The following is a 12,426-nucleotide window of genomic DNA, read 5'->3' on the forward strand; positions in this document are numbered from 1 at the left end:
CCTCGCTCAGCTCTGGGAGTGGGCTGACCTCATCATTGCTCGACTACCGTGGCAGATGCGAGGCGCATGCCCGCACCAATCTGTCAGGGGATCGGAGGAACCGGCAGGTGACAGCTAGGGCCGAGCGTTCCGCCACCGGTACCGGGAGTGAGCATGTCCGGCGGGTCCGCCTACCGGCCGACCGACGGACCCCGGCCACCGCACGCGCGGTGGTCAGGTCGGTACTGTCCGAAGCTGCCCTGGATGAACTGATCAACGAGGCCCTGCTGCTCACCACCGAGCTGTCGACCAACGCGGTGGTGCACGCCGGCACCGAGCTGGTCATCGAGGTGGTGGCCGACCCGGTCGGGCTGACCGTCACGGTCACCGACTTCGCCGCCGGCCCGATCGAGAACGTCGCCGCGCTGCCCCGCAACGAGCGGCAGAACATCTCCGAGGTGTCCGAGCGAGGCCGGGGCCTGCTCCTCGTCGACCACTTCGCCAGCCGTTGGGGCACCACCCACCTGCGGACCGGCAAGGGGGTCTGGTTCCGGCTCGACCGGCACGGCACCCCACCGGCACCGGACGACTGGTTCCCACCGTGGCCGGCCGGCACCCGGCCGGCACCCACCGACGACGATGATCACCACGCACGGCCGCCCGCCGCGCCGAGCGCCGGGACACTCGCCGCACTGATGCAGGCCGGGCCGGAACCACACGCCGACGATCCGCTCGCGGACCTGGCCGGCAGCCTGCTCGCCCGGGTCGCGGACCTGGTCGGCGCGGCCGGTGGCACCGTCCGGCTGGACCGCGGCGACGGCAACGGCACCCAGGTCCTGGCACGGTACGGCCGGCAGCCGCGCTCCGGTGAACTGCTGCGCGTACCACTGACCGTGCACCGGCCGTACTCCGGGGAACTCGAACTCGACGCCGCGCCGTCGGACTACGCCCGGCCGCTGGCCGCGCTCGTCGCCGAGCGGCTGTCGCTGCACCTGGAGAACGACCGGCTGCGCCGCGCCGACCTGCGCCGGCAGACCTGGCTGACCTTCCTGGCCGAGGCGAGTGAACTGCTCGCCCAATCACTCGACGTCGACCTGACGATGGCGCTGATCCCGCAGCTGGTGGTGCCCCGGCTCGGCCGGTGGTGCGCGGTGCACACCGCGGACGAGTGGGGCCAGCTGCAGCTGGCCGCCGCGAGCCACGCCGACGAGACGGTGCTGCCCGCGCTGCATGCCGCGCTGCGCGAGTCCGGCCCCGACTCGGTGCTGGCCCGGCTGCGGGAGGCGTCGCGCAGCGGATCACAGGTGCCGCTCGGCGCACCGATGGAGGGCTTCGCCGTACCGCTGGTGGCCCGGGGCCAGCGGCTCGGCACCCTCGCGGTCGGCCGGCACCAGCGGCACCGGCACGACCCGGACGAGGTGTCGGTGCTGGAGGACGTCGCCCGGCGGGCCGCGCTGGCCATCGACAACGCCCGGATCCATCAGGAACGCCGACGGGTCGCACACACCCTGCAACAGTCCCTGCTGCCACCGGGGCTGCCCACCATCGGCGGGATCGGGCTGGCCGCCGAGTACGTGCCCAGCGGCGACGCGGTCGAGGTCGGCGGGGACTTCTACGACGTGGTGCCGCTGTCGGAGGGCCGCTGGCTGGTGGTGGTCGGCGACGTGTCCGGCAAGGGGGTGCAGGCGGCCACCGTCACCGGGCTGGTCCGGGACGTCATTCGGGTGCTGGTACGCGACGGAAAGGCGTTGCCGGAGGTGCTGGTCCGGCTCAACGACACGCTCGTCGAGCGGGGCGGTGGGCGCTACTGCACGCTCGCCATGGCCGCCGTGACGGTCACCGCCGACCAGCGGCTGGACGTCCGGCTGCACCTGGCCGGCCACGACCGGCCGGTGCTGATCAGCGGGTACGGGCAGGCCCGGTTCGTCGGTGCCGGCGGCACCGCGCTCGGGCTGCTGGAGGAGATCGTCGCGCCGTCGGTGGAGCTCAGCCTGGCACCCGGCGACTCGCTGGTCTTCTACACCGACGGGATCACCGAGCGGCGCAACGGGCGGGAGCTGTTCGGCACCGAGCGGCTGCGTCGCGCCGCGGCACCGCTGGCCGGCTTCTCCGCCGACGTGGTGGCGGCCCGGCTGCGCACCACGACGCTGGACTTCTCGGTCGAGGCGCCCCGCGACGACATCGCGATCCTGGTGGTGCGCAACGAGCCGGCGGCGAAGGCCGGCCCGGCCGGCTCTCGCCGCCCACCCAGATCGGCGCGTGACCCGCTGACCGGGTGACCCGGTCACGACCCGCCGGTGAACCGGCCGGGTGCCAGTCGGTGCTGTGGGTCGAACCGTTGCTTGAGCTCCCGTAACCGGGGCAGGCCCGGCCGGTGGCCCCAGATGTCGACAGCCCGCCGGACCTCGGCGGGCGCGGCCAGCACCACGCAACTGCCGCTGCGCGCCAGCAGCACCGCCCGAACCGTCGCCAGGGTCTCGGCGACCCGCTCCGGCGGCGTCGACCCGGGGAGTACGGCGTGCACCAGGCCGGTGCCGACCGAGCCGCGGACACCGATGGGCGCGCCGAGCGCGTCGCGCACCGCGTAGATCGCGGCGTGCAGGTGCGCGGCCGGTACGTCGAGCCGCAGAGCGATGTCGGTGGCGGTGAACGGGTAGCGCCGCCACCAGACCGGCTGCCGGGCGGTGTCGACGGCGTCGCCGCCGAGCAGTGCCGCCGCCCGGCCGGCGCGTTGCCGGTTCGGACCCGGCTCGCCTTCGAACAGCACCGCGAGCTGCCCGCCGGGCGGCACCTGGGACGGCCGGACGGTACGCGCGGCGTGTGCCGGCAGATCCAGCTCGACCGCCACCGGGTGCAGCCCGTCGACGGTCAGCTCGCCGACCAGGTCGCGTACCTCCAGTGGGGTGTGCACGGTGCGTCGCACCCAGCGTCGGTCGGCCGGCACCGGCTGCAGCCGGACCGTCGCGGCGACCAGCACCGCCAGGGCGCCCTGCGAACCGCAGAGCAGGTGGGGCAGCTCGTCACCGGCGTCGGTCTCCGCCGCCGTCCGGACCAGCTGCCCGGCGGCGTCGACGTAGTCGACCCCGGTCACGTGCCGGCACGGCGGACCGTGCCGGTGGCTCAACGGTCCGGTCTCGTCGGTGGCGACGATCCCGCCGACCGTCGCCGACGCGGAGGGCGGGTCCAGTGGCATCCGCCAGCCGGCCCGGCCGACGGCCTGCTGGGCGGTGTGCAGCGGGGTGCCCGCGCCGACCTGGACGGTGCGCGAACCTGGCGGGCGGTGCCAGACGCCGGCCAGCCGGGAGGTGTCCAGCACGATGTCCACGTGGGACGGCGGAGTCCACCAGTCCAGTTTGCTGCCGGAGCCGCGCGGGATCAGGGTCAGATCCCGTTCGGCGCACAGGCGCAGCACCTCGGCGGTCGCCGAGGCCGTGCCCGGTGCCGCCACCCAACGCGGAGCGGCGGCCGCCACCTCGTCGTCGGGGCCAGCGTCCCGTACGTGCGCGGCACCACAGATCTCAGCCAGTCGAGCGGCCACGTCCTGAATCACCGTCGAGTCACCCCCCCGCGCTGATCGTACACGTGTTCTAATCGATCCGGGTGGCCGTGCGGCGTGCCGCCGCGACCGGGCCGCCCGCTCCGGGCGGTACCGTGGCCGGGTGACGACCCAGACACCGGTTCCGCCGACCGCCAAGCGTGTCCCGACCGAGCGCGTCCATCACGGCGACACGGTCGTCGACGACTACGCCTGGCTCGCCGCCAAGGACGACCCGGACACGATCGCCTACCTGCAGGCGGAGAACGCCTACACCGAGGGTGCCACGGCGCACCTCGCCGCGCTGCGCGAAACACTGTTCGGCGAGACGAAGCGGCGTACCCAGGAGACCGACCTGTCGGTGCCGACCCGCAAGGGCGACCACTGGTACTACACCCGAACCGTCGAAGGCCAGCAGTACGGCATCCACTGCCGGCTCGCGGTCCGGCCCGGCGAGTCGGCCCCGCCGGCCACTGTCGACGGCGTGTCGATCGACGGCGAGGAGATCCTGCTCGACGGCAACGCCCTCGCCGAGGGGCACGACTTCTTCGCGCTGGGCACCTTCGACGTCAGCCCGGACGGCCGCTGGTTGGCGTACTCCACCGACTTCTCCGGCGACGAGCGCTTCACCCTGCGGATCAAGGATCTGTCCACTGGCGAGGTGCTGCCCGACGAGGTGCCGTCGACCTTCTACGGCACCGCCTGGTCGGCCGACGGCAGCGCGCTGTTCTACCTGACCGTGGACGACGCGTGGCGCCCGTACCGGGTCTGGCGCCACCTGGTCGGCACCGGCGCGGACCGCGACGTGATCGTCCACCAGGAGGACGACGAGCGGTTCTGGGTCGGCGTCGAGCTGACCCGCTCCGAGCGGTTCATCCTGATCGACGCGCACAGCAAGACCACCAGCGAGGTACGGGCACTGCCGGCCACCGACCCGACCGCCGAGCCGGTGGTCATCGCCCCGCGTCGGCAGGGGGTGGACTACTCGGTCGAGCACCACGGGCACCGGTTCCTGATCCTGCACAACGACGGCGCCGAGGACTTCGCCCTCGCGTACACCTCTGTGGACGCCCCCGGCGACTGGGTTCCGCTGATCGGGCACACCCCCGGCACCCGGCTCGAATCGGTGGACGCGTTCGCCAACCACCTGGTGGTGTCGCTGCGTACCGACGGACTGACCGGGCTGCGGGTGCTCCCGGTCGGCAGTACCGACACCTTCGACATCGAGTTCCCCGAACCGATCTACAGCGTCGGGCTGGACGCCAACCCCGAGTACACCACCACCAGCCTGCGGATCCGGTACACCTCGCTGATCACCCCCGACTCCATCTACGACTACGACCTGGTCACCCGTGACCTGGCGCTGCGCAAGCGCAAGCCGGTGCTCGGCGGCTACGACCCGGCCGGCTACGAGCAGCACCGGGAATGGGCGGTCGCCGACGACGGCACCCGGGTGCCGATCTCGGTGGTGTGCCGCGCCGGGACCCCCCGGGACGGTTCCGCGCCGTGCGTGATCTACGGGTACGGGTCGTACGAGATCAGCATGGACCCGTGGTTCTCGGTGCCCCGGCTGTCGTTGCTGGACCGTGGCGTGGTGTTCGCCGTCGCACACGTGCGGGGCGGCGGTGAGCTGGGCCGGCGTTGGTACGACGACGGCAAGATGATGGCCAAGAAGAACTCGTTCACCGACTTCGTGGCCTGCGCGCGACACCTGGTGAAGGCGGGCTGGACCACCTCGGACCGGCTGATCGCCCGGGGCGGTTCAGCCGGTGGGCTGCTGATGGGCGCGGTGGTCAACCTCGCCCCGGACGCGTTCGGCGGCATCGTGGCGCAGGTGCCGTTCGTGGACGCGCTGAACACGATCCTCGACCCGACGCTGCCGTTGACGGTCACCGAATGGGAGGAATGGGGCAACCCCCTGGAAGATCCCGACGTGTACGCGTACATGCGCTCGTACACCCCGTACGAGAACGTCTCCGCCGTCGACTACCCGCCGATCCTGGCCGTGACCAGCCTCAACGACACCCGGGTCTTCTACCACGAGCCGGCGAAGTGGGTGGCGAAACTGCGCGCGGTGGCCCCCGACGGGTCGTACCTGCTGAAGACGGAGATGGGTGCCGGTCACGGCGGCCCGAGCGGGCGCTACGACGCCTGGCACGAGGAGGCCTTCGTCACGGCCTGGATCCTGGACCGGGTGGGGCTGGCCGGCTGACCCGACCGGCGGTCGGGCCCGCCGCGACCGGCGTCATCGCCGCGATGAACGCCGGTCGCGGCGGGTTCCCGACGGCCTGGGATTATGGTGACGGGGCAACGAACTCCCGGTCCTGCGCGGACGACAGCAAGTGGAGTACCGTTCGAGCGGAATGGCTGGAGGTCTCGAATGTCCCTGACGGTGCAGACGGAGCAGCGTGGCGACGTCGTCGTCGTGTCGGTCGGTGGTGAGTTGGACATGGCCACCGCGCCCCAACTCCAGGACCAGATAACGGATCTACTGGACAAAGGCCGCAGCCGGCTGGTCTTCGACCTGGCCGACGTGTCGTTCTGCGACTCCACCGGTCTGTCGGTCTTCGTCCGGGCGAAGAACGGGTGCGACGAGGCCGGCGGCGTCGTCCGGCTCGCCGCACCGCAGCGCGGGGTGTTGCGCATCCTGGAAGTCAGTGGCCTGGTCGAGGTCCTGCAGACCTTCCCGACCGTCGACGAAGCGGTCTCGGCCCCCCAGCCGGCTCCAGCCGACTGACTGACGCGGCGGTGCCCGCCTCGTCCTCGATCCAGCGCGGCCGGGCGATCGCCCAGCCTGTGCCGGTCTGCACCAGCAGCGCCACACCCAGCAGACCGATCGGCACCAACCAGCCGCCGGTCTGCTCGTACAGCAGACCCACCGAGAGCGGGCCGAGCGCGGCGATCAGGTAACCGGTGCTCTGGGTGAACGCCGACAACGACACGACGCCGGCCCCGGTCCGGGCCCGGAGCCCGATCATCGCCAGCGCCAGCGGGAAGGTGCCCTGGCCGAGCGCGAGCAGCACCATCCACACCAGGGCACCCTGGTACGGCAGCCAGAGCAGCCCCGCGTAGCTGAGCGCGGACGCCACGGCGGTACCGAGCACCAGCGGCCGCAGACTCGACATCCGGGCGGCCAGCGTCGGCATCAGCAGCGCGATCGGGACAGCGACCGCGGTCACCCCGGCCAGCAGCAGCCCGGCGGTTTCCGGCCGGAAACCGGCGTCGCGGAACACCTGCGCCAGCCAACCCATCTGGGCGTACGCGCCGAACGACTGTGCGCCGAAGAAGCCGGCCATCAGCCAACCGAGCCGGGTCCGGCCCGGTCGGATCACGGCCGTCGCGTCCGGCCGCGCCAGCGGCCGCAGACCGGCGCCCCGCTTTGTCGCACCGACGACCGTGGCCGCCGGGCGTCGTCGGTCCCGCCAGGCGACCGGCACCCAGAACACCGCGGCGGCGACCGCGATCAGCGCCCAGAAGCCGAGCCCGACCCGCCAACTGCCGGCCGCGTGGGCGATCGGGACCGCGGTGCCGGCCGACACCGACGCGCCGATCGTCAACGACATCATGTACGCACCGGTGACCAGGCCGGCCCGATGCGGGAAGTACTGCCGAACCAGCATCGGCAGCAGCACGTTCGCCACCGCGATCCCGGCCAGGGCCAGGGCGCTGGTCGCCACGAACAACCAGGCGGAACTGGTGGTGACCCGGAGCAGTTGACCGGTGGCGAGCGCCGCCATCGAGGCCACCAGCAGCCGTGGTGGCGAGAATCGGCGGACCAGCCAGGGGGTGAACGCGCCGACCGAGGCGAAGGCCAACGCCGGCAGCATGGTCACCACGCCGGCCAGCAGGCCGGACAGTGCCAGGCCGGTACGGACCTCGTCCAGCAGCGGGCCGAGGCTGGTGATCGCGAGCCGCAGGTTGAGCGCGACGAGGATCATCGCGATCAGCACCACGACCGTGCCGCGCCGGCCGGCCCCGGCCGTCGCCGTCCCGGCCGGTGCGGTGGCCGGCACCGGCTCGGTCCGCCCCGGCGCGGCCGGCCTTGGTGGGCTCTGCGCTGGCGCGGTCGGCCCCGGCACGGCCGGCCCCGATGGGGTCCGCCCCGGCGCGGTCGGCCCTGGTGTGGTCCGGGCAGCCGGGCGGCCGGTGAGGGCGGTTGGCGGAGTCATGCCGTCCATCCTAAAATCATGGGATGATTTATGGTCGGGTGATGTAACCGATGACACCCTCGGCAGCTTCCCCGCCGGCATCCGCCGGCCCGCTCGGCACTTCCCGCAGGTCCCGGCAGACTCTGGTCCGCCAGGCGATCGACTCGCTGCGCGAGCAGATCGCCGCCGGCGACTGGCCGCTCGGCACCCGGATCCCGACCGAACCACGGCTGGCCGAGGCGCTCGGCGTCGGGCGCAACACGGTCCGCGAGGCGGTACGCGCGTTGGTGCACGCCGGCGTGCTGGAGTGCCGGCAGGGCTCCGGCACCTACGTGATCTCCACCGACGAGTTGGCCGGCGCGGTGGCCCGTCGCTGCGCCACCGCCGAGTGGCGGGAGACCGTGGAGGTCCGCCGGGCGTTCGAGGTCGAGGCGGCCCGGCTGGCTGCGCAGCGACGTACCCCGACGGATGTGGCGTCGCTGGACGCGGCGCTGGCCGACCGCGAGGCGGCCTGGCGCGGGGGCGACCTGGCCCGGTTCGTCGACGCGGACCTGACGCTGCACCGGGCGATCATGGCCGCCGCACACAACGTGATGCTGTCCGAGTTGTACGACTCGATCGGCGCGGCGATGCGGGCCACCGTCGCCGAGGCGGTCGGCCCGGACCTGCATCCGGACCGGCACGTCGACCACACCCGGCTGGTCGCGGCGATCCGCGACGGCGACCCGGAACGGGCGGCCCGAGAAGCGGCCGCCTACCTCGGCACCGACTGACTCGCGACGCGCACCCAAGGCCGACCCCGCGATGCTCGCGCAACACCGACCCCGTGACGCTGACGCAACGAGGGCCGGACCCCGGGGGGGCGGGGTCCGGCCCTCGCGCTGACCAGCGGCGCTGCACGATGGTGCTGTGCTGCGGCGCGCTGCTCTCGCGCTGCTGCGGATGGTGCGGTGAGTCAGCTGCTCCAGTGCTGGGCGACCAGCTCGGCGGCCTGGGTCTCCCACTGGGCGTAGTGGAACGGGTACGCCGATACCTGGACGGTCTGCGCGGCCACGGTCAGCGGCATGTCCTGCCAGCCGTCCACCTGCTTGAGGCCGTCGAGGAACGCGGTGGTGGAGTACTCCACGTCGGTGATCTGCTCGACCGTGCCCCAGCCGGAGGAGGGGCGCTGCTGGAACAGGCCCTGCGAGTCGTGGTCGTTGCGGTCCCCGAGGTGGCCGAGGTTCTCCAGCTTGGACTCCTGCAGGGCGGTGGCGATGGCGACCACGGCGGCCCGCTCGTCCATGCCGGCCTTCCTGGTCGCGGCGATGATGCCCTTGACGTTGTCGGTCTGCTCGCCGGACAGGGTGATCCGGGACTGCTCGCCCCGCACACCGTGCGGGGTCAGCTTGTCGCTGTCGACGCGGTCGCTGGTGGTGACGTTGTCGGTGGCGACGGCGACGGTGTCCGTGGTGGCGGCCTGGACGCCGGGGGTCTGCTGGGCGGCCAGGGCGGGGGCGGCGATCGCGCCGCCGGCCAGGGCCAGCCCGGCGATGCCGAGGGCGGTGTTACGCAGCTTGTCGCGGAGCGTACCGGTGATGATCGTGTTCATGGGGGGTCCACCTCTCCGTGCCGGGGGGATCGCCGTTTCAGGTGGTCGTGCGGTGCGGGGGCGGACCATGCACAACGACCGCCGGTCACCAGGCATTCCACCCGCTGTCGGTGGGCTGCCGACGCGGCGTGCGCCGGCGGGGCGGGCAGATCGGCGCGGTAGTTTGTCGACCGATATTCCGCTCAGCTGCCGGGAGTGCCCCTCATGATCAACGGCTTCAAGAATTTCATCCTGCGCGGGAACGTTGTCGACCTGGCGGTCGGCATCGTCATCGGTGCGGCGTTCACCGCCGTGGTGACCCAGTTGACCAAGTCGTTCCTGGAGCCGTTCATCAGGCTGCTGTCCGTACTGCTGACCGGCGAGGAAGGCATCGGCGGTGTCGGGTTCACGTACCGTGGCGTGGTCTTCGACTGGCCGGCCTTCGTCAACGCGGTGATCACCTTCGTGCTCACCGCCGCCGCGCTGTACTTCCTGGTGGTCATGCCGATGAACCGGCTCGCGGAGCGTCGGCGTCGGGGCGAGGAGCCGCCGCCGGCCGCGCCGAGCGAGGAGATCAAGTTGCTGACCGAGATCCGGGACGCCCTGGTGACCCGCCGCACCGACCGGTGAGTGTCGTCCGGGGTGGTTCCCGGCGCGGACCGGATCGAGGGAACCGTCATTGTCGTCAAAGCGGCTCCGAGACAACCATGTGGGTTCCCTCGGCGGTGCCAGGTCGACGAGGCGCTGACCTTGAAGAACTATCCGTAGTTGCCTTGTCACTCCCAGCAGTTGAAAAGTGGCGGCGGCTGGACGTGATCTGCGTGACACTTGACTCATGGAGCAGCTAGCCGGGATCACGTCCCAGGACTGCGCAACCCCTACCCGACCCGTCGCCGACCTTGGTCGACCGACCGCCCGGCCCGCTGGTGGCCGGGCGGTGGCCACCCTTGTCCGGCCCCGCTGCGACGACCCCACCTGCGGCACCTGCTACCAGCGGCCGGAGACGGACTGACCGCCGTACCCGGGTCGGTCGCCCGATCCGGTAACCACCCGCCACTGCCGTATCCTCTCGAACAGATGTTCGATAGGGTCCGTCGGGTGGAGCAGCGTAAACACTGGTGGAACGGCAGTTGGGGGCGGTTGGCCCGGCGGGACGTGTTCCTCCGCGCCGACGCCGACCGGTGGTTCGTCGAGGCCCGCGTCGGCGGCGCCGAGGGCAGGTCACGGTTCACCGAGTACGACACCGAGGAGTCCGCGTACGACGCGGTCCGTCGCCTGATCGGCGGCCCCGGCGCCTGGCGTGAGGTCTCCGACGGACGGTTTGTCGCACGCCGACACGGGGAACCGGACTTCCATGAACGCGGCTGACGCATCTGTGACAGACCGGATCGCCACCGGCATGCCGGTGGTCGACGCACGGGGTGACGAGGTCGGCACCGTCGCCCTGGTCCGTCCGGCGGATCCGAACGCGGTGACGGTCGAAGGCGCCGTCGATCCGCAGGACGCGATCGGCGACGAGGTGCCCCACCCGCAGGTGGGCGACGAGCCGGCCACCGCGCCCGACGTGGCGGCCCGGCTGCTGCGTACCGGCTTCATCAAGATCAGCACGACGGAGCCGGCGGCGCTGCCGGGCGGTGTCGGCTATGCCAGCGTCGAACAGTTGGCGGCGGTCGACGCCGGGGTGGTCCGTCTCGCGGTGCCCCGGTCCGAGGTGACACCGCCGGCCTGACCGGCGGTATGGTCACTGACCGGACCGACCGGACCGACCGGCGGGCGGCGGGCCCGGCGGGCGATCCGACGGTGGGAGGCGACGTGGCGCGCGGTGGCGTCTTCTGCATCGAGGGGCAGTGGCATCGCGACCTGAACGAGCGCGGCTCGGTGCTGCCGACCCTGGAGCTGCTGGAACGGCTCAGCCGGATCCGGTTCATCCACCGCGACGCCGCGACCCCCGACGAGCTGGCCTACTTCCTGGACCGCTGGCTACTGCGCCAGTACGCCGACTACCGGGTCGGCTTCTTCGCCATGCACGGCGAGCCGACCAAACTGTGCCTGACCGAACGCCACCACGTCGACCTGGACGACGTGGCCGAGCAGATGGCCGGCCGGTGCACCGGCAAGCGGCTGTACTTCGGCAGCTGCTCGGTGCTGCGCGCCTCCGACGCCCGGATGCGCGAGTTTCTTGCCACCACCGGGGCCTCGCTGATCTGCGGCTACACCCGGGAGGTCGACTGGGTGGAGTCGGCGGCGTTCGAGACGGTGCTGCTCGACGTGCTCGCCAACGGGGTCTACAACAACGCGGCCGAGCTGCGGATGGGCTCGTCGCACTGGGCGCCGCTGGCGGCGTACCTGGGCTTCCGGATCGTCTACGCCAACGGCCGGACCTGGCGCCCGGCCGGTCGGCAACGCGCGTCGGCTGGCCAGACGCCGGGGCCGGCGAGCCCGCCGCAGGTGCCGGCGCAGGGCGGCGGTCGCGGCGGTCGGGCCAGCCGTACGTCTGCCGGCAGGTAACCACCGCCGGCAGACGTACCGCTGGCGTACGCCGATCGCCCGATCGCCATTGGCGGCATCACCATGTGGTGGTGGGCGGTAGGCAGTAGCCGAGTTGTTGGCCGTAGGTCATCAGTGGGCGCAGGGTCGGGACGAGTTCGGTCGCCTGTGTGGTCCAGTGGTGTCCCCGGTTGCCGTCGAGTCGGCGGTGACGGGCCGATGCCGTCTGCCGTTGTTGGCGCAACTCGCGTCGCAGGTGGTGCAGCCGTTTGGATGCCGTCGGCCGGCCGGAGCGCCAGCCGAGCCGCCGCAGCCACCAGTCACGGATCATTTCGGTGATCATTTCTCTCCCTTGATCAATTTGGTCGATGGTCGGGTTTCTGTGCGCCGGGGTAGTCGGTAGAGTCCGTGGCGCTGGACGAAGATTTCCCGCCGTTCGGCGGCGTTGCCGTGGCGGTCGATGACGTATCCGGTGATCCAGATCCACCCGTCGTAGGTCCACTTGCGGTCGACGGCGATGACCCGGAGTCGGATGGCGCGGTCGTCGGCGAACTGGACGCTGGCTTCCCGGCCGATGATCAGCACGTCGCCGGGCTTCGGCTCCGGCGTGGCGAGTAGCCGGCTACTCACCAGGCCGATCCGCTATCGGGTACGTGGTACGCCCGCAGTCCGGGCACCATCTGGATTTGATCTTGAACGACCACAGC

Annotated in this window: 13 protein-coding genes and 1 pseudogene; 9 read left to right on the forward strand and 5 right to left on the reverse strand. The window is 72.0% G+C overall.

All coding sequences use genetic code 11. The annotated features are described in order from the left end of the window. Positions 1-107: 107 nt before the first annotated feature. A pseudogene (locus EDC02_RS38850) lies at positions 108-2,186 on the forward strand (SpoIIE family protein phosphatase); the annotation flags it as partial. A 77-nt stretch (positions 2,187-2,263) separates the two neighbouring features. On the opposite strand, the gene EDC02_RS38855 reads toward EDC02_RS38850, so the two are convergent. Then, positions 2,264-3,517 (reverse strand): FAD-binding oxidoreductase, encoded by a 1,254-nt coding sequence (locus tag EDC02_RS38855; protein ID WP_233606671.1) that lies wholly within the window; start codon positions 3,515-3,517, stop codon positions 2,264-2,266. Positions 3,518-3,638: 121 nt separating this feature from the next. Between EDC02_RS38855 and EDC02_RS38860 the strand changes: the two genes are divergently transcribed. Both EDC02_RS38860 and EDC02_RS38865 read left to right on the forward strand, forming a co-directional pair. Further along, positions 3,639-5,726 (forward strand): S9 family peptidase, encoded by a 2,088-nt coding sequence (locus tag EDC02_RS38860; protein ID WP_123607036.1) that lies wholly within the window; start codon positions 3,639-3,641, stop codon positions 5,724-5,726. Positions 5,727-5,894: 168 nt separating this feature from the next. Further along, the gene (locus EDC02_RS38865; protein ID WP_123607037.1) at positions 5,895-6,251 is read left to right on the forward strand and encodes an STAS domain-containing protein; all 357 of its coding nucleotides are present in this window, start codon (positions 5,895-5,897) and stop codon (positions 6,249-6,251) included. Here the strand turns inward: EDC02_RS38865 and EDC02_RS38870 are convergent. Further along, on the reverse strand, positions 6,169-7,683 hold the full coding sequence (locus EDC02_RS38870) for an MFS transporter (RefSeq protein WP_123607488.1): 1,515 nt from the start codon (positions 7,681-7,683) through the stop codon (positions 6,169-6,171). The genes EDC02_RS38865 and EDC02_RS38870 overlap by 83 nt on opposite strands. A gap of 50 nt (positions 7,684-7,733) precedes the next feature. On the opposite strand from EDC02_RS38870, the gene EDC02_RS38875 reads away from it, so the two are divergent. Next, positions 7,734-8,435, forward strand: a complete 702-nt coding sequence (locus EDC02_RS38875) for a FadR/GntR family transcriptional regulator (RefSeq protein ID WP_123607038.1) — start codon at positions 7,734-7,736, stop codon at positions 8,433-8,435. A 182-nt stretch (positions 8,436-8,617) separates the two neighbouring features. Here EDC02_RS38875 and EDC02_RS38880 read toward each other — a convergent pair whose 3' ends face one another. Then, the gene (locus EDC02_RS38880) at positions 8,618-9,253 is read right to left on the reverse strand and encodes a hypothetical protein (protein WP_123607039.1); all 636 of its coding nucleotides are present in this window, start codon (positions 9,251-9,253) and stop codon (positions 8,618-8,620) included. 204 nt (positions 9,254-9,457) lie between these two features. On the opposite strand from EDC02_RS38880, the gene mscL reads away from it, so the two are divergent. From mscL to EDC02_RS38900, 5 genes are all read left to right on the forward strand, one after another. Beyond that, positions 9,458-9,862, forward strand: a complete 405-nt coding sequence (gene mscL, locus EDC02_RS38885; RefSeq protein WP_123607040.1) for a large conductance mechanosensitive channel protein MscL — start codon at positions 9,458-9,460, stop codon at positions 9,860-9,862. A 205-nt stretch (positions 9,863-10,067) separates the two neighbouring features. Further along, positions 10,068-10,244: a hypothetical protein gene (locus tag EDC02_RS40670; RefSeq protein WP_158632465.1), complete on the forward strand. Its 177-nt coding sequence runs from the start codon at positions 10,068-10,070 to the stop codon at positions 10,242-10,244. Positions 10,245-10,309: 65 nt separating this feature from the next. Then, positions 10,310-10,600, forward strand: a complete 291-nt coding sequence (locus tag EDC02_RS38890; RefSeq protein ID WP_123607041.1) for a hypothetical protein — start codon at positions 10,310-10,312, stop codon at positions 10,598-10,600. Between the two features lie 7 nt (positions 10,601-10,607). Beyond that, a complete protein-coding gene (locus tag EDC02_RS38895) occupies positions 10,608-10,961 on the forward strand; it encodes a hypothetical protein (RefSeq protein WP_148083824.1) in 354 nt (117 codons plus the stop codon). A gap of 83 nt (positions 10,962-11,044) precedes the next feature. Further along, a complete protein-coding gene (locus tag EDC02_RS38900) occupies positions 11,045-11,740 on the forward strand; it encodes a DUF6642 family protein (RefSeq protein WP_233606745.1) in 696 nt (231 codons plus the stop codon). A 58-nt stretch (positions 11,741-11,798) separates the two neighbouring features. Here EDC02_RS38900 and EDC02_RS38905 read toward each other — a convergent pair whose 3' ends face one another. Both EDC02_RS38905 and EDC02_RS38910 read right to left on the reverse strand, forming a co-directional pair. Beyond that, the gene (locus tag EDC02_RS38905) at positions 11,799-12,062 is read right to left on the reverse strand and encodes a hypothetical protein (protein ID WP_123607043.1); all 264 of its coding nucleotides are present in this window, start codon (positions 12,060-12,062) and stop codon (positions 11,799-11,801) included. After that, on the reverse strand, positions 12,059-12,349 hold the full coding sequence (locus tag EDC02_RS38910; protein ID WP_123607044.1) for a hypothetical protein: 291 nt from the start codon (positions 12,347-12,349) through the stop codon (positions 12,059-12,061). The genes EDC02_RS38905 and EDC02_RS38910 overlap by 4 nt, the downstream gene beginning before the upstream one ends. Between the last annotated feature and the right edge of the window lie 77 nt (positions 12,350-12,426).

The sequence above is a fragment of the Micromonospora sp. Llam0 genome (genome assembly GCF_003751085.1).
In the GTDB taxonomy this organism is placed as follows: domain Bacteria; phylum Actinomycetota; class Actinomycetes; order Mycobacteriales; family Micromonosporaceae; genus Micromonospora_E.

Excerpts from the sequence above, each read along its gene's own strand:
- mscL (WP_123607040.1), top strand. The coding sequence starts at position 9,458 with ATGATCAACGGCTTCAAGAATTTCATCCTGCGCGGGAACGTTGTCGAC.
- EDC02_RS38870 (WP_123607488.1), bottom strand. The coding sequence starts at position 7,683 with ATGACTCCGCCAACCGCCCTCACCGGCCGCCCGGCTGCCCGGACCACA.
- EDC02_RS38865 (WP_123607037.1), top strand. The coding sequence starts at position 5,895 with ATGTCCCTGACGGTGCAGACGGAGCAGCGTGGCGACGTCGTCGTCGTG.
- EDC02_RS38890 (WP_123607041.1), top strand. The coding sequence starts at position 10,310 with ATGTTCGATAGGGTCCGTCGGGTGGAGCAGCGTAAACACTGGTGGAAC.
- EDC02_RS40670 (WP_158632465.1), top strand. The coding sequence starts at position 10,068 with ATGGAGCAGCTAGCCGGGATCACGTCCCAGGACTGCGCAACCCCTACC.
- EDC02_RS38875 (WP_123607038.1), top strand. The coding sequence starts at position 7,734 with ATGACACCCTCGGCAGCTTCCCCGCCGGCATCCGCCGGCCCGCTCGGC.
- EDC02_RS38905 (WP_123607043.1), bottom strand. The coding sequence starts at position 12,062 with ATGATCACCGAAATGATCCGTGACTGGTGGCTGCGGCGGCTCGGCTGG.
- EDC02_RS38880 (WP_123607039.1), bottom strand. The coding sequence starts at position 9,253 with ATGAACACGATCATCACCGGTACGCTCCGCGACAAGCTGCGTAACACC.